Here is a 14,800-nt window from a genome sequence, read left to right as displayed (position 1 = left end):
CCGCGGACTCCTAGCCCCAGCTCTCGCCGCGCTCCAGGGCCACCAGCTCGAAGGCGGTCTTGCCGTCGAGGGTCTCGCGGATGATGTCGGCGTGGCCCGAGTGCCGGGACATCTCGGTGATCAGGCGCAGCAGCACCCACCGCATCGACACGTCCTCCTTCGGGAACCACGGCTCGTCCGGAAGCGCGAAGGTCTCGTCGAGCGTGGCCCGGGAGCGGATGAACTCCTCGGTGCGCTCGGCGACCTGGCGCCAGTACGCGAGCGCGGAGTCGACCGTCTCGTCCTCGGTCAGGCGGAAGCACTCGTCCCAGTTCGCCTCGGTGCGCTCGACGGCGGGGGCGACGCCCATGGCCCGCGAGATCCAGCTCTCCTCGACCTCCGCGACATGCTTGAGCAGCCCGGAGAGCGAGAGTTCACTGGCGCTCGGCTTCGTGGCCGCCTGCTCGTCGGTCAGGCCGATCAGGGCCCGCCGGATGCCGCCGCGCTCCGCGTCGAGGAAGGCGAGCAGCGCGCCGCGCTCGTCGCCGGGGGCCTCTGCGTTGACGTGGGTGACCATGGGGTCCGCCTCTCTTGGAGCCTCTTGGAGAGCCAGTTGCAGCCTGTCGGGCTTTCCGACACCACGAACGTTACGGACCCTTACGGTCAGGTTCTGTCCGCAAGGGTCCGGGAGTGGTCCGGGAGTTTTCACGTCCCGCAGAGGTGGCTCAGCAGGGTCAGAAGGCTCAGAAGGGGAACTGTGAGCGCCCGTGCTGCACCGAGATCCACTTCTGCGTCGTGAACGCCTCCACCGTCGAGTCGCCGTTCAGGCGGCCGACGCCCGAGGCCTTCTCGCCGCCGAAGGGCACGATCGGCTCGTCGTGCACGGTGCCGTCGTTCACGTGGAACATGCCGCTGTTGACCCGCCGCGCGAACCGTACGCCCCGCTCGACGTCGGCGGTGTGGACGGCGCCGCTGAGCCCGTACGGGGAGTCGTTGGCGATGCGTACGGCCTCTTCCTCGCCGTCGAAGGGCACGAGCAGCGCCACCGGGCCGAAGATCTCCTGCCGCAGCGCGGGAGAGTCGGCCGGCAGGTCCGTCAGGACGGTGGGCGCCACCAGATTGCCGTCGGTGCGGCCGTGCAGCAGCGCCTTCGCGCCCGCCGCCACGGTCTGGTCGACGAGCTTCGTCACCGCTTCCGCCTGCGAGGAGTTGATCAGCGGACCGATGTGGGTCGCCGGGTCCGCCGGGTCGCCGACCTTCAGGGAGGCGACCTTCGTGACGAACTTGTCGGTGAACTCCGCCTCCACCGACCGGTCCACGAGGATGCGGTTGGCGGCCATGCAGACCTGGCCCTGGTGCACGAAGCGGCTGAAGACGGCCGCGTCCACGGCGTAGTCGATGTCCGCGTCGTCCAGGACGACAAGCGCGCTGTTGCCGCCGAGTTCCAGGATGGAGCGCTTGAAGTGCGAGGCACAGACCGTGGCGACATGGCGGCCCACGCGGTCCGAGCCGGTGAAGGAGATGACGCTCGGCACCGGGTGTTCGATGAACGCGTCGTTGATCTCGGCGATGTCGGTGATGACCACGTTGAGCACGCCGGGCGGCAGGCCCGCGTCCTCGAAAACCTTCGCGAGGAGGCTGCCGCCCGTCACCGGGGCGTTCTGGTGGGGCTTGAGCACCACCGCGTTGCCGAGGGCAAGGGCCGGGGCGACGGTCTTGGTGGAGAGCAGCAGCGGGAAGTTGAACGGGCTGATGGCCCCGATCACGCCCACCGGCTCGCGGTAGAGGCGGTTCTCTTTGCCCTCGCCGGGCGACGGCAGGATGCGCCCCTCGGGCAGCAGCGCGAAGTTCACGGACTCGCGCAGGAACTCCTTGGTGAGGTGGAGCTCGAAGGCGGCCTTGAGCCGGGTGCCGCCCAGCTCGGCGACTATCGCCTCGGATATCTCTTCCTCACGGTCCTCGATGATGCGCAGGGCACGCTCGAAGACCGCGCGCCGGGCGTAGGGGTTGGTCGCGCCCCACTCCTTCTGCGCGCGCTCGGCCGCCCGGTAGGCCTGGTCCACCTCGTCGGCCGTCGCCACGGTGATCGACGCCAGCTTCTCGCCGTCGTACGGATTGAAGTCGATGATGTCCCAGGAGCCGGAACCGGCCTTCCACTCACCGTCGATGTACTGGTGAGCCAGGTCAGTGAAGAAGGACATGAGACCCCTTGCCGCAGAGACGGTGCAGACAGACGGTGCAGACAAACGACGCAGACACCTGATTGCACGTCATCGTACTGACCGGTCACGTCAGTTGGAGCAGACCTCGGAGAAGATCGCGACTATCGGCCGGATTAGGGCTGTCGCCCTGCAGCTCGCCCACCACCCGCTCGTACTGGCCGACTTCCTCGGGCTTGTCGAGGTAAAGGGCTCCCGTCAGCTGTTCCACGTACACGACGTCCGAGAGGTCCGATTCCGGGAAGCGCAGCATGGTGAACGCTCCGCTCTCGCCCGAGTGCCCACCGAAACTGAACGGCATGACCTGGAGAGTGACATTCGGCCGTTCGGAGATGTCGATCAGATGCTGCAGCTGACCGCGCATCACTTCCCGGTCACCGTACGGACGTCGGAGCGCCGCCTCGTCGAGCACGCAGTGGAAGCGAGGGGCGCGCTCGGAGATGAGGAGCTTCTGGCGTTCGAGGCGCAGGGCGACGCGGCGCTCGATGTCGGCCTTGCTCGCGCCCTTCATGCCGCGCGCGACGACCGCGTGGGCGTACGCCTCGGTCTGCAACAGGCCGTTCACGAACTGGACTTCGTAGACGCGGATGAGTGATGCGGCGCCTTCGAGACCCACGTACGTCTGGAACCAGCCCGGCAGGACGTCCGAGTAACTGTGCCACCAGCCCGCGAGGTTGGCCTCTTTGGCGAGCGAGAGCAGCGCGACGCGCTCGGCCTCGTCGGTGACGCCGTACAGCGTCAACAGGTCCTCGACGTCTCTGGACTTGAAGCTCACCCGTCCCAACTCCATGCGGCTGATCTTCGATTCGGAGGCTCGGATCGAGTAGCCGGCCGCTTCACGGGTGATGCCGCGCGATTCCCTCAGGCGCCTGAGTTGCGAGCCAAGGAGCATGCGCCGTACGACCGAGCCGCTCGACTCCCCTGCGGTCACTTCGCTCAATCCTCCCCATCACTTGGAAGCCAGCAGTCTGCCATTAAACGCTTCAGGCCGTACTCGTTCGGTTACAGAAACGGAAAGCCTTCGGAAGTCCTCCACAAGAAGTCGTAGGAAGAAATGGGCAAGAAGTGGCACGGGAGCGACCAAGTCCGGCGCGTGCACGTGCATCTGCCCTTGCATCTGCTGTACGCATTCGGAACCATGGTCCGCGCGCCACCAGTTGTTCACCGTCGCACCGAGCTGTACCGATGCGTCGCGGCGCCGCTGTACCGACCGCACCACCGCTCCATCGCTATGTACCGCGAAACCGGGGAGTGCCTCGCATGGGGACGAATGGATCGACCATGCTCGAGCCGTTACGGCAGGGGCTTCCCCCACTCGACCCCTCAGCCGTCTCCAGCGCCGCGTCCTGCTCGCTGCCCGCCCGCTACGAAGCGGTCGGCAGCGCACGGCAGTTCACCCGCAAGACGCTGTGTCAGTGGGAACTGGAAGAGCGCTTCGACGACATCGCCCTCGTCGTCTCCGAACTCGTCACCAACGCCCTCAGGCACGCGCTGCCCTCGGACACCCCGCGCGACCACGGTCCGCCGGTGCGGCTGCACCTGATGCGCTGGACCTCACGCCTGGTGTGCGCCGTGCGCGACCCCAGCGACGACAGTCCGGTCACGCGCGAGACCGACGACGACTTCTCGGCCGAGTCGGGCCGCGGCCTGTTCCTGGTGGACTCGTTCAGCGACAGCTGGGGCTGGCACCCGCTCGCGGGCGCGCTGCGGGGCAAGGTCGTGTGGGCGCTGTTCCGACTGGCCTGAAAGCGCCGCGGTTCAGTGGCGTGAACGTCGTTCAGGAGCGGGGCTAACCACCTATCAGGTGGTCGAACTCCCCATCCTTCATCCCGAGCAGCATGGCCTCAATCTCGGCGCGCGTGTAGACGAGCGCCGGCCCCTCGGGAAAGCGCGAGTTCCGCATGGCGACATCGCCGCCCGGCAACTTCGCGAACTCCACGCAGGCACCCTGCGAGTTGCTGTGCCTGCTCTTCTGCCAGACCACCCCATGAAGCTCCGTGGCGGCCATGCCGTTATACACGTGATGCACAGTCGCTCCCCGGTGGTGCAGTGCCTGGTGTGGCTCTAGATCGCTCTAGATGCAGTGGTCAACTGTCCCGGATCATAGCTGTGTTCACATGCTGATGCATGGGCAGATGCACGTGCACGCGGGGTGCTCTCTTGATTACAGCTCTGTCAGCACCTGGTCCGCACCTGCCCAACTCCCCCCGCGCCATGCGAACACCGTTCTAGGTAAAGACGCACGGCGTGCCCTTACTGTTCCAACGTTTACGCAACAGCCTCATGGCGGTGCGGTTCAGCCGGCCGAGCCGTAGGGCAGCAGGGCCATCTCCCGGGCGTTCTTGATCGCGCGGGCCAGCAGCCTCTGCTGCTGGGCGGATACCCGGGTGACCCGCCGGGAGCGGATCTTTCCCCGGTCCGAGATGAACTTGCGGAGCAACTCCGTGTCCTTGTAGTCGATGTACGTGACCTTCGCCTGGTCAAGGGGATTGGGGCGCGGCTTCTGCTCGCGTCCGGACGGCTTGCGCGGGGACATTCAGACCTCCAGGAGAGTGTCGAAAGCGGGGGGCAGGTTTTTCCAGGCGGCGCGCCCGGCGGCGTACTCCTCATCCGTGAGAAGACAGGACTCCAGGACTTCTTCGAGCCCTTCGCGGTCCAGGCCGGGCGAGACGAAGACCAAGTGCTGGCAGCAGTCGCCGTGCTCGGGATGCCAGTCGAGCGCGGCGGCGGCCCGCCGCACCGGCGGCACCATCTCCCACGCGGCGTCGGGCAGCGAGGCCAGCCACGGCCCCGCGCTCTCCACGCACAGCGCGCCGCCCGCCGCGTCCCAGCCGAGCAGCGTGTCCGGATGGTCGGCGAGCCAGAACCGGCCCCGGCTGCGGGCCGCCGCGCAGGTCAGGCCCTCCAGCGCCTGGTAGAGCCGCTCCGGATGGAAGGGCCGGTCCCGGTGCCATACGAGGGTGGCGACCCCCGCCTCATCGGCGTCGGTCGGCAGCAGCGCACAGGACGGGTGCTGCGCCGCAGCGGCCGCCTCGACGTCGAAACCGGCGAGCGCGGCACCCGCCAGGTCCCCATGACCGCTGATCGGGACCTGGCGGGCGGTCGGGTGGAGCTGGGCGAGGAGCGCGCGGTCCTCGTCGTCGGCCTCGGGAGAATCCGCGACGGCGAGCACCGGTGCGTACTCCAGCTGGCGGGCCCAGGTGTCGGCGACCGTGCGCTGATCCGTGGCGGCCGCGGCGAGCCCGGCCTCCATCAGGTCGTCGCCGTTGCCGAGGTAGGGCAGCATGAGCGCCGGGTCGACGGCCGTGATCACACCGGTCAGCCGCAGCCCCTCGTGCGCGTTTGCGCTTGCGTGTGCTTGTGCTTGTGCGTGCGACGTGATCACCTCGGCCATCGCCTTCGGCTCGACCGAGTCCCACAGCTCGACGATCGCGAGCCGAGTGAGACCGGAGGCAGCGAGCCGTTCGAGCTCGGGCACCAGGTCCTCGCGCAGGGCGCAGCACGCACAGTCGTTGACCAGCGGCGTCTCACCGGAGGAGAGCACTCCGCCGACGTCGCGCACGGTGCGTACGACGGTGCCGTGCACGGCGGTCGCCAGGTCGTGGTGGAGCGCGACGCTCCCCGGCACGGTGGCCAGGAGGCGCTCGACGGCTGCCTTGCGGGCGTCGGAGTGGAGCCCGCCGACGATGGCGATGTCCATTCCCGCCGTCCGGTCGGCGGGGTTCACGGGATTCACCGGGTTCACCGCGCACCGAATCGGCGCTCGAAGCGCTCCACGCGGCCCGCGGTGTCCAGGACCTTGGCCGTGCCCGTGTAGAAGGGGTGGCTCGCGGAGGAGACCTCGACGTCGATGACGGGGTAGGTGCGTCCGTCCTCCCACTCGACGGTCTTTTCGCTGGTCGCGGTGGACCGGGTGAGGAAGGCGAAGCCGGCGGACTTGTCGCGGAAGACGACGGGGCCGTACGGCGGGTGGATGTCCTTGCGCATGACGGTCAGCGCTCCTCTCGGAAATCGACGTGGCGCCCGACGACCGGGTCGTACTTGCGCAGCGTCATGCGGTCGGGGTCGTTACGGCGGTTCTTGCGGGTCACGTACGTGTAGCCGGTTCCGGCGGTGGACCGAAGTTTGATGATCGGGCGGAGTTCGTTGCGAGCCATGGCGCTAGTGTATGAAAATGATTCCCGTTTTCAAAACGGTTCCACAGGGGATCGCTGATCGCTTCCCCACGACCGAGAGGTGCGTCACCATGTCCGCCCACTGCCAGCTGACCGGCGCCACGCCGGGCTTCGGCAACCAGATCTCCCATTCGCACCGGCGCACGTCACGCCGCTTCGACATCAACGTCCAGCGCAAGCGCTACTGGCTGCCGAGCGAGGGCCGTCACGTACGGCTGCGGCTCAGCGCCAAGGGCATCAAGACCGTCGACTCCATCGGCATCGAGGCCGCCGTCGCCAGGATCCGTGCGCGTGGGGTGAGGGTCTGATGGCCAAGAAGAGCAAGATCGCGAAGAACGAGAAGCGGCGCGAGATCGTCGCGCGGTACGCCGTGCGCCGGGCCGAGCTGAAGGAGATCCTGCGCAGCCCCTCGTCCGGCGAGGCCGAACGGCGTTCCGCGCGGGCCGAGTTGGCGCGGCAGCCGCGGGACGCGAGCGCGACGCGCGTACGCAACCGGGACAGCGTCGACGGCCGCCCGCGCGGTTACGTCGGGAAGTTCGGCCTTTCCAGGGTCAAGCTGCGTGACCAAGCGCACGCCGGATTCCTCCCCGGGGTGCGCAAGTCGTCCTGGTAGCTTGGCGCGCGGTTCATCGGCTTGGTTCGTAGGGGGAACTCAGTGCGCACGCACGTCCGGAACGTACGTATCGGCGCCGCGGCGGCGGGTCTTGTCGCCGCCCTTGTCCTGACCGGTTGCAGCAGTGACGGCGGCGACGGTGGGGACGAGGGCAAGGACAAGGGCTCGGCGGGGTCCTCCGCGGGGGCCGACGGGTCCGATTCGCCGGACGAGGGTGCGGACGCGGGTTCGGGTGATGCGGGTTCGGGTGATGCGGACTCCGGTGCCGCGGACGGTGGCTCCGAGGGCAGTTGGGTCGCCACCGCCGACGGGAATCCGCTGGCCCTGGTCATCGCCGGGAAGCAGGCGACGCTGCTCGGGGAGAACGTCCTGTGCAGCGGGACCGCGTCCGGTGACGCGATCAAGCTGAAGTGCGCCAAGGGTGACTCGAATCGCACCGAGGGCACGGTCGAGTCGGTCAACGGGACGTCGATGACGGTCTCTTGGCAGGGCGCGGGCCAGGACCAGTTCACCAGGACCAAGGGCGGAAAGCTGCCGGAGGGTCTGCCTACGGCGGGGCTTCCTGAGTCGTAGGCACTGCTTGATGTGACGCGGTCAGCGGGCCGTGGGACCTTGTTCGGGGTCCCGCGGCCCGCTGTCTGTTTTGGTCGTGTCCGATGTGGTCGTGTCCGATGTGGTCGCGTCCGATGTGGTCGCGTCCGAGCCGTCCACCAGCATGGGCGGCGGTGCCGTGTCCAGGGCGTCCGACAGTTCGTCGAGGGTCGCGAGGAGGAGCCCCGCTCCCCTGCGTACGACCCGGTCGGGGACGCCCTCGCCGTCCCACTCGGCGAGGGCCTCGCGCACGGCCTCCCACTTCGGCACGCGGCGCTCACGCACGGCCTTCGCGCCGTCTTCGGTCGACTTGCGCAGGGCTTGCGCGAGGCGTTCGGCCGCGGGGACGGGGGTGGCGTCGCGGTCCGGGAGGTGGGCCTCCATCAGCATGGCCACGCGCCCGAGTTGGGCGAGGATGTCCTCGGCGTCGGCGGCCGCGGCGCGGGAGAGGCCGCGGTGGCGTACCGGCTCGTGCTTGGCGCGGGCGACCGCTTCCTGCCAGGCGATACGGGCGTCGCGGGCGGCCAGGAGCGCCTCGCGGACGTCCGGGCATGAGCTGCCGGCGGGGTCGGCGTATCGGCTGACGACGGCTGCGGCGTAACGGCCGTCCGCGATCAGCCAGTCGGCGAGGCGGTTGCGCAGGCGCGGGGTCTCCCAGGCCGGATACACGGCGTACGCGATCATCGCGAGGACGCCGCCGAGGAGCGTGAGCACGACACGCTCCGGCACGGTCTGCGTCCACTGCTCGCCGCCCATGCCGAGCAGGAACACGACGTACGCGGCGACGCAGGCCTGGGCGGCGACCTGGCCCGTGCGCATCAGGAGGTACATCATCCCGGCGCAGAGCACGGCGAGCGCCGCGGAGAGACCTGTGTCGGGGTGCGCCAGCTGCACCACGCCCGTGGCGAGCGCGACGCCCACGAGCGTGCCGCCGAAACGGGCCACCGCGCGGGAGTACGTCTGCGAGAAGTCCGGGCGCATGATCATGACGGAGGCCATGGGGGCCCAGTAGCCGTGGCCCAGGGGGAGCCAGGTCCCGAGGAGATAGCCCGCGGCGGCCACTCCGGTGACGCGGATCGCGTGGCGGGTGACGGGGGATTCGTGCCGGCGGCGGAGCTCGGCCCTCATGGCACGGAGGGCGGCGGGGAGGAGCGCGGGGAAGGTGGGGCGGAGGAGGGGGGTGGGGGGAGCCGGCGCCCGGGTCGGAGCCGGAGCTGGTTCTGGAGCCGGGGTCGGGGTCGGGGTCGGGGTCGGGGTCGGGGTCGGGGCCGGGGCCGGGGTCGGGGTCGCTGGTGGTGCTTCGGCGGGGGGTCTGCCCGCGGTTTCGACGACGTCGCGCAGGAGCGCGGACAGGCGTTTCGCCGCTCGTTGCGCCGGGCCGGTGAGGATCGCTCCGGTGTCCGGGGTCCGCAGGGTGGCCACGGCCTCGGGCGGGATCTTCACCGGCTCGCCCTGCCGGATCGCCCTGGCCGCCGCGTCCAGGATCGCGCCCGCAGCGGCCAGGATCTCGCGTACGCGGTCGCGTTCGGGGCCCTCTTCCGGTACGCCCACCGCGGGGTCGGCCAGCGAGGCGAGCACCGGGCGGATGCGTTCCGCGACGCCTCGGGCGCCGTGGAGTTCGGCGGGGCGGGTGCGGGCCTGGCGCGGGGTGATGGTCGCCGCGTCTCGGGCCGCCATCAGGGGTTCCGGGTCGAAGTCGGCGTGGGGGTCGTGGCGTAGCCGGCGGGCGTAATCGGCCTCGGCCGCGAGGGCGTCGGCGAGGGCGTCCCGCTGGGCGCCCCACCTGCGTACGGGGAAGAGAACGACGAGGGCGGCCTGTACGGCGCCGCCCACCACCATCATCGCGGCGTGGCCGGCCGCGGCGGCGATGGAGCCGGGGAGGGTGACCGTGACCAGCATGATCGCGACGTTGGACGAGGCGATGATGCCGATGGTCGGGCCCGCGGCCCAGCTCAGGCCCGAGAGGAAGGTCCAGAGGGAGAGGAGGGCGAGGAAGAGGAGGAGGTGGGAGCCGGTGAGGTAGCCGAGGAAGGTGGACACGGCGAGGCTCGTGCCGGAGGCCAGGGCGAGTTCCGGGCGGGGGCGCCAGCTGCGCTGGAAGGTGGCGATGGCGGCCTGGAAGGCGCCGAAGGCCGAGCTTGCGGCCACGGCCGGTCCGAAGAGGGTGAGACTCAGACCGATGACGACGGCGAGGCCGGCCGCGCCGCGCAACGCGATCAGAGGCTCAAGCCGCTTCCGCTCGACGGTCAGCCCCGAGCGGCTGGTCTCCTTCAGCGCTCGAAGCCAGGTCACTCTGTGATGATACGGGGGATTTGGGGTGGTGTGGGGGGGCGCCCGCGCCCGCCCCCCCGGGGGTCTGTTCGTCCAGGTGCCGCTGCGGGGCAATCGGGCGGGTGGGCGGGAAAGGCTTGTTCGTTGAGAAGGCACCGCGGGGCAAACGGGCGGGTGGGTGGGAAAAGCCTGCTCGTTCAGGAGGCACCGCGGGGCAAACGGGCGGGTGGGCGGGAGAGGCCCGTTCGGCCAGGTGACACCCCGGGCACCGGACGCGTGGGAGAGGCCCGTTCGGCAAGAAGGCACCCCGGGGCAGCCGGAACGCTAGGGAAGCCGAGCCCGCCCAGGGCCCACCGCCGCCGCATCCGCCGCAGCCGCCCCCTGCTCCCAGCCCTCCCGATCCACAGCACCCCGTACCCGGGTAGTAGTGGTCCGAGGGAACATCCGCTCCGCCCGGGAAGTGACGGCCACGTCCCTCGCCGCCAGCACAGGCAACAACTCACCCGCATCAGGCGACCCCACGGTCACATCCTCCGCCGCCGCGGCCAACCGCGCCCCGAGCCGGTTCGCGTACGCCAGGAGAAACGCCTGACGGAACGTCTTCGTACGCTTCCGGCCGCCCGCCCGCTGCCCCGCCTCCGCCTTCGTCATCGCCGCCGTCCCCTGTACGAGGAGGGAGGTGTGGAGGAGTTCGACCACTTCCAGGTCGGTCTCGAAGCCGACGACGGTCGAGAAACCGTACGCCTCGTTCCACACCGCACGGCAACGGTTCGCCGTGGCCACCGCGTCCAGGAGGATCGCCTTCGCCGTCTCGTACGGGGCGTCGACACCGATGCGACAGGCGCCCGGAGTGTCCTTGGCGTGGGTGCGGGAGGCAAGCAGGGCCTCGTCGATGGTGTGCCGGGCCATGAGCTCCTGCGCCTTGGCGGTGAGCGCCTCCGCCTCCTCGGGAAACCCGGTGGCCTCGGCCTTCGCGAGCAGGGCGCGGATACGGGTGAGGATGCGGGGCTCCTCGTGCCCCGGCGGCGGGGGCGCGTGAAGCGGGGCACCGGGAGCCGGACCGACGGGCTCGATCACCGGGAGGCGCAGGAGGAGGCGGTAGAGGGCAAGGGTGACGGTGGCCTGCGAAAAGCGATCCAGCTTCGGGGCGGCCAAGGGCCGGGACGAGCGGCCTGCCTTCGCCCCTCCCGAAGACGAGCGATCCGCCCTCGCACCGGACGGGGACGAGCCGCCTCGCTTCGGTCCTCCCGAAGACGAGCCCCCCGCAGACGAGCCGCCCGAGGACGAGCCTCCCGGCTTCGTACCCGCCGTCGACGAGCCCTCCGGCCGGGAGGCGGCGTCGCCGTACTGGAGCGTGAGCTCGGACAGTTGCCCGTGCCACCGCGGCGGAAGCGTGTCGCCGTACCGCCTGGTCTCCGTGGTGATCAGCTCGGCGGCCAGCCGGGTCAGGTGCGCGCGGTCGACGCCATGGGCGACGTCGTCCTGCGCGCGGCCGACCATGCGTATGACGTCCGCCGGCTGCCAGCCCCGTTCCCACGCCCGGCGCACCAGCTCCTCGCCCCTGCGCCACAGCTCCGCGTCGGCATCGGGGGCGGCCGCGAGAAGGGACGCACCGGTGTCGAGACCATCGCCCCCGCCCCCATTGGCGCCGTTGCCGCCCCCGTACACGTCCGCGTACAGCGCCGCCGCGAACGCCTTGTCGATCACCTCTGTCACCTCGGCCGCCGGATCATCCATACGTCAAGGGTATGGCTGGCCATACCCCCAGGACGCCCCCCAGTGGTCGTGCCCGGCGGGGCCGCGGACGATTGGGTTGGGGCATGACCTCAACTGCCGTACGGCTCACCGCCGTCCGCCGCCACTACCGTGACGTGACCGCCCTCGACGGCGTCGACCTCGCGATGCGTGCCGGTACCTTCACCGCGATCATGGGCCCTTCCGGCTCCGGCAAGTCGACGCTGCTGCAGTGCGCCGCCGGTCTTGACCGGCCGACGTCCGGGACGGTCGAGGTGGGTGGCACGGAGCTGACGGGGCTGAGCGAACGGCGGCTGACACTGCTGCGCAGGGACCGCATCGGCTTCGTCTTCCAGTCCTTCAACCTCCTGCCGTCGCTGACCGCCGCGCAGAACGTCGGCCTGCCGCTACGGCTCGCGGGCCGCAAGCCCTCGCGCACGGAGGTGGGGGACGCGCTGGGCCGGGTGGGCCTCGCCGACCGAGCCCGTCATCGCCCGGGAGAGCTTTCTGGCGGACAGCAGCAGCGGGTGGCCCTCGCGCGGGCACTCGTCACCCGCCCCGCCGTCCTGTTCGGCGACGAACCGACCGGCGCGCTCGACACGACGACCAGCCGCGAAGTGCTCGCGCTGCTACGGGAGTTGGTGGACAGGGAAGGCCAGACGACCGTGATGGTGACGCACGACCCCGTGGCGGCGTCGTACGCGGACCGGGTGGTGTTCCTGGTGGACGGGCAGGTGGCCGACGAGGTGCTCGCGCCGGATGCGGGGGAAGTGGCGCGGCGGATGGCGGGGCTTGAGGCGACTGCGGGTGCGGGTGCGGCTGCACATGCAGGTGCGGGTGCGGGTGCGAGTGCGAGTGCGGGTGCGGGTGCGGGCGGCGGACTGTCCCTCCGTGGGCACGCGGATGCCGCGATCGTGGGTGGTCGGTGATGTTCTTCGCCTCTCTCCGTAGCCGATGGGTCGGCCTTCTGGGTGCGTTTGTCGCAGTTGCGCTGGGCGTGGCCCTCACCGCCGCGATGGGGCTCGGGCTTGCCTCGACGTTCAGCGCGCCGGAGCGGGAGCCGGTGCGGTTCGCCGGGTCGCCTGTGGTCGTCATGGGCCAGAACACCCTGACCGTGCCGGTGCGACGCGGCCCGGACAGCACCCACGTATCGAAACCGCTCGCTCATCCACACCCTGTGGATATCGAACTTCTGCGCGACCTCCGAAGCCTCGGACCGGTGCGTCTGGACGGGGCGAAGAGGGACGCGGTGGGGGTGGATGCCCCGGCCGGGAAGGTGCGGGACGTCGTCGGGGACCGGGCGCGCGTCCTGACCGGGGGCGACCGACGGCTCGCCGATGCGGAGCCGGGGCGGGACGCGGAGGCCCTGGTGGCGGTGAACTCGTTCCTCGGGACGGCGGGCGGGGTGTCCGCTTTCGTGTCTGTTTTCGTCACGGCGTCCACTTTCTCCTTCGTCGTGGCGCTGCGGCGGCGGGAGTTCGGGCTGCTGCGGATGGCCGGAGCGACACCGGGGCAGGTGCGCAGGACGGTGCTCGCGGAGGCGCTCGCGGTGGGGGTCGCGGCCTCCGGGGCCGGGTGCGTGCTGGGAGCCTGGGGCGCGCCGGTACTCGCCGAGGCCCTGGTGGACGCGGAGATCGCGCCGGAGTGGTTCGCGATCGGCGGGGCGGTCTGGCCGTTCCATCTCGCGTTCTGGGTCGGGGTGTCGGTGGCCTTCTCCGGGGCGTGGATCGCGTCGCGGCGTGCGGGGCGCGTGGGTCCCGTGGAGGCGCTGCGGGACGCGTCCGTCGACACCGGAGTCATGCCGTGGAGCCGCCGTGTCGTGGGGGGCGCGCTGCTGGCGGCGGGGGTCGGGCTGCTGGCCTGGACGCTGTGGAGCGATCCGTCCGCGCTGATGAAGCGGAAGACGTACACGACGCAGCCGATGATCCTGATCACCGCGCTCGCCGCGCTCACTCCCCTTCTCGTACGCCCCGTTCTGCGCGCCGTCCGCCTGCCCGGCGCGATCGGCCTCCTGGTCCGCGAGAACTCCGCGGCCTCCGTGCGCCGCACCGCGGCCGTCGCCGCGCCCGTCCTGGTGACGGTGGCTCTCGCGGGATCGCTGCTCGGCTCGGCGCAGACGGCGGGCGAGGCGAGGGCGGAGGAGGCACGGGAGCGGACCGGGGCCGAACTGGTCCTGACAGGCGATGACTTGAGGAATCGGGAGCCACTGCTGGGGAGGACCGAGGGGGTGGCGGTAGCCGCGCCGTCCGCTTCCACGGCCGTGTTCGTACGGGAGGAAGGCACGGCGCTCGTCCGGTCGGAGGCACGGGCCGTGCGCGATCCGGCCGCGTTCGCCTCGGTCTCGCGGCTTCCGGTGGTGGCGGGGGATGTACGCGACCTCGACGACCGGTCGATCGTCGTCAACGAGGAGTGGGAGCGGCGGCGGGTCGGCGAGCGGGTCGACGTCTGGCTCGGGGACGGCAGGCCCGCGCGGCTGCGGATCGTCGCGGTGCTGGCGCGGGGCACCGGGGACAACGGTGCGTACGTCACGTCGGCGAACGCGGGCGCGGGCGCGGCCGTGGACCGCGTCGACGTGCGGCTACGGGACGGGGCGGACCCGGCTGCGGTGGCGGGGGCGCTGCGGGAGCGGGGCGCGGGCGAGCTCCGGGTCCGCACGGCGGAGGAATGGCTGACGGACACGCACCCCGCGACGAAACCGCAGACACGGCTGGGGCTGCTGATGCTGCTGGGCATCGCGTTGACCTACACGGCGATCTCCCTGGCGGGAACCCTGCTGATGGCGACCTCGGCCCGGGGCCCTGAACTGCGCTCACTGCGGCTGGCCGGGGCCACGCGGACGCAGGTCCGGCTGGTGGTCGCCGGGGAGTCCCTGCTGGCGGTGGCGGTGGGCACGACCCTGGGCCTGGCGGTGACCTTCCTCAACCTGGGCACACTGAGCGCGGGCCTCACCCGCCTGTCGGCACCGGCGGGGGTCACGGTGCCGTGGGAGATGGTGGGGATGGCCGCGGGGGTCTGCGCGGTGGTGGGAGCGGGGGCGGGGGTGCTGGGGGTGCGGTGGCGGGGGTGAGGGGGCCCTTTGGCACGCTGGGGGTGCGACGGGGGGCGAGGGCCCTTTGCACGCTGGGGGCGCGCAGGCCGGGGCGCGCGCACGCCGGACCCCGCACGTCGGACCGGGCCCCACACGCCGGACCGCCCGCACACCGAGCCACCCGCACCCC

General features: G+C 71.1%; 16 protein-coding genes. 6 read left to right on the top strand and 10 right to left on the bottom strand.

Translation table 11 applies throughout. The features are described 5' to 3' along the window. Positions 1-10: 10 nt before the first annotated feature. The 3 genes from AB0I66_RS27375 to AB0I66_RS27365 form a co-directional block, all read right to left on the bottom strand. Positions 11-556 (bottom strand): DinB family protein, encoded by a 546-nt coding sequence (locus AB0I66_RS27375; RefSeq protein ID WP_363210582.1) that lies wholly within the window; start codon positions 554-556, stop codon positions 11-13. A 166-nt stretch (positions 557-722) separates the two neighbouring features. Further along, positions 723-2,180: an aldehyde dehydrogenase family protein gene (locus AB0I66_RS27370; RefSeq protein ID WP_363210581.1), complete on the bottom strand. Its 1,458-nt coding sequence runs from the start codon at positions 2,178-2,180 to the stop codon at positions 723-725. An 85-nt stretch (positions 2,181-2,265) separates the two neighbouring features. Then, positions 2,266-3,129: a helix-turn-helix transcriptional regulator gene (locus AB0I66_RS27365; protein ID WP_363210580.1), complete on the bottom strand. Its 864-nt coding sequence runs from the start codon at positions 3,127-3,129 to the stop codon at positions 2,266-2,268. 329 nt (positions 3,130-3,458) lie between these two features. On the opposite strand from AB0I66_RS27365, the gene AB0I66_RS27360 reads away from it, so the two are divergent. After that, a complete protein-coding gene (locus tag AB0I66_RS27360; RefSeq protein WP_363210579.1) occupies positions 3,459-3,944 on the top strand; it encodes an ATP-binding protein in 486 nt (161 codons plus the stop codon). Positions 3,945-3,987: 43 nt separating this feature from the next. On the opposite strand, the gene AB0I66_RS27355 is transcribed toward AB0I66_RS27360, so the two are convergent. The 5 genes from AB0I66_RS27355 to rpmG form a co-directional block, all read right to left on the bottom strand. Then, on the bottom strand, positions 3,988-4,227 hold the full coding sequence (locus AB0I66_RS27355; RefSeq protein WP_363210578.1) for a DUF397 domain-containing protein: 240 nt from the start codon (positions 4,225-4,227) through the stop codon (positions 3,988-3,990). Positions 4,228-4,494: 267 nt separating this feature from the next. Further along, positions 4,495-4,734 carry a 30S ribosomal protein S18 gene (gene rpsR / locus AB0I66_RS27350; RefSeq protein ID WP_363210577.1) on the bottom strand — a complete coding sequence of 80 codons (240 nt, stop codon included), beginning with the start codon at positions 4,732-4,734 and terminating at the stop codon, positions 4,495-4,497. After that, complete coding sequence (locus AB0I66_RS27345; RefSeq protein ID WP_363210683.1) at positions 4,735-5,898, bottom strand: GTP-binding protein; 1,164 nt, start codon at positions 5,896-5,898, stop codon at positions 4,735-4,737. Between the two features lie 41 nt (positions 5,899-5,939). Next, positions 5,940-6,185 (bottom strand): type B 50S ribosomal protein L31, encoded by a 246-nt coding sequence (locus AB0I66_RS27340; RefSeq protein WP_363210576.1) that lies wholly within the window; start codon positions 6,183-6,185, stop codon positions 5,940-5,942. Positions 6,186-6,190: 5 nt separating this feature from the next. Then, complete coding sequence (gene rpmG / locus AB0I66_RS27335; RefSeq protein ID WP_009719228.1) at positions 6,191-6,355, bottom strand: 50S ribosomal protein L33; 165 nt, start codon at positions 6,353-6,355, stop codon at positions 6,191-6,193. A gap of 89 nt (positions 6,356-6,444) precedes the next feature. Between rpmG and rpmB the strand changes: the two genes are divergently transcribed. From rpmB to AB0I66_RS27320, 3 genes are read left to right on the top strand one after another with little or no spacing between them, the layout of a single operon-like run. After that, a complete protein-coding gene (gene rpmB, locus AB0I66_RS27330) occupies positions 6,445-6,681 on the top strand; it encodes a 50S ribosomal protein L28 (RefSeq protein ID WP_363210575.1) in 237 nt (78 codons plus the stop codon). Continuing rightward, a complete protein-coding gene (gene rpsN / locus AB0I66_RS27325; RefSeq protein WP_363210574.1) occupies positions 6,681-6,986 on the top strand; it encodes a 30S ribosomal protein S14 in 306 nt (101 codons plus the stop codon). The genes rpmB and rpsN overlap by 1 nt, the downstream gene beginning before the upstream one ends. Before the next feature lie 42 nt (positions 6,987-7,028). Further along, positions 7,029-7,559 carry a hypothetical protein gene (locus AB0I66_RS27320; RefSeq protein WP_363210573.1) on the top strand — a complete coding sequence of 177 codons (531 nt, stop codon included), beginning with the start codon at positions 7,029-7,031 and terminating at the stop codon, positions 7,557-7,559. Positions 7,560-7,580: 21 nt separating this feature from the next. Here AB0I66_RS27320 and AB0I66_RS27315 read toward each other — a convergent pair whose 3' ends face one another. Both AB0I66_RS27315 and AB0I66_RS27310 read right to left on the bottom strand, forming a co-directional pair. Beyond that, positions 7,581-9,869 (bottom strand): FUSC family protein, encoded by a 2,289-nt coding sequence (locus AB0I66_RS27315; RefSeq protein WP_363210572.1) that lies wholly within the window; start codon positions 9,867-9,869, stop codon positions 7,581-7,583. A 303-nt stretch (positions 9,870-10,172) separates the two neighbouring features. Further along, complete coding sequence (locus AB0I66_RS27310) at positions 10,173-11,585, bottom strand: DUF2786 domain-containing protein (RefSeq protein ID WP_363210571.1); 1,413 nt, start codon at positions 11,583-11,585, stop codon at positions 10,173-10,175. 83 nt (positions 11,586-11,668) lie between these two features. Between AB0I66_RS27310 and AB0I66_RS27305 the strand changes: the two genes are divergently transcribed. Together AB0I66_RS27305 and AB0I66_RS27300 are read left to right on the top strand one after the other, a co-directional pair. After that, positions 11,669-12,511 (top strand): ABC transporter ATP-binding protein, encoded by an 843-nt coding sequence (locus AB0I66_RS27305; protein WP_363210570.1) that lies wholly within the window; start codon positions 11,669-11,671, stop codon positions 12,509-12,511. After that, positions 12,511-14,649 carry an ABC transporter permease gene (locus AB0I66_RS27300; protein WP_363210569.1) on the top strand — a complete coding sequence of 713 codons (2,139 nt, stop codon included), beginning with the start codon at positions 12,511-12,513 and terminating at the stop codon, positions 14,647-14,649. Before AB0I66_RS27305 ends, AB0I66_RS27300 begins: the two co-directional genes overlap by 1 nt. The last annotated feature ends 151 nt before the right edge of the window (positions 14,650-14,800 follow it).

Source organism: Streptomyces sp. NPDC050439 (assembly GCF_040655335.1).
GTDB lineage: Bacteria > Actinomycetota > Actinomycetes > Streptomycetales > Streptomycetaceae > Streptomyces.
Note: the sequence above shows the minus strand (reverse complement) of the source record. Positions and strands in the feature narration are given on the sequence as shown.

Bases quoted from the DNA above. Each gene is read 5' to 3' on its own strand.
- AB0I66_RS27375 (WP_363210582.1), bottom strand. From the start codon at position 556: ATGGTCACCCACGTCAACGCAGAGGCCCCCGGCGACGAGCGCGGCGCG.
- AB0I66_RS27370 (WP_363210581.1), bottom strand. From the start codon at position 2,180: ATGTCCTTCTTCACTGACCTGGCTCACCAGTACATCGACGGTGAGTGG.
- AB0I66_RS27360 (WP_363210579.1), top strand. From the start codon at position 3,459: ATGGGGACGAATGGATCGACCATGCTCGAGCCGTTACGGCAGGGGCTT.
- rpsR (WP_363210577.1), bottom strand. From the start codon at position 4,734: ATGTCCCCGCGCAAGCCGTCCGGACGCGAGCAGAAGCCGCGCCCCAAT.
- AB0I66_RS27345 (WP_363210683.1), bottom strand. From the start codon at position 5,898: ATGGACATCGCCATCGTCGGCGGGCTCCACTCCGACGCCCGCAAGGCA.
- AB0I66_RS27340 (WP_363210576.1), bottom strand. From the start codon at position 6,185: ATGCGCAAGGACATCCACCCGCCGTACGGCCCCGTCGTCTTCCGCGAC.
- rpmG (WP_009719228.1), bottom strand. From the start codon at position 6,355: ATGGCTCGCAACGAACTCCGCCCGATCATCAAACTTCGGTCCACCGCC.
- rpmB (WP_363210575.1), top strand. From the start codon at position 6,445: ATGTCCGCCCACTGCCAGCTGACCGGCGCCACGCCGGGCTTCGGCAAC.
- rpsN (WP_363210574.1), top strand. From the start codon at position 6,681: ATGGCCAAGAAGAGCAAGATCGCGAAGAACGAGAAGCGGCGCGAGATC.
- AB0I66_RS27310 (WP_363210571.1), bottom strand. From the start codon at position 11,585: ATGGATGATCCGGCGGCCGAGGTGACAGAGGTGATCGACAAGGCGTTC.
- AB0I66_RS27305 (WP_363210570.1), top strand. From the start codon at position 11,669: ATGACCTCAACTGCCGTACGGCTCACCGCCGTCCGCCGCCACTACCGT.
- AB0I66_RS27300 (WP_363210569.1), top strand. From the start codon at position 12,511: ATGTTCTTCGCCTCTCTCCGTAGCCGATGGGTCGGCCTTCTGGGTGCG.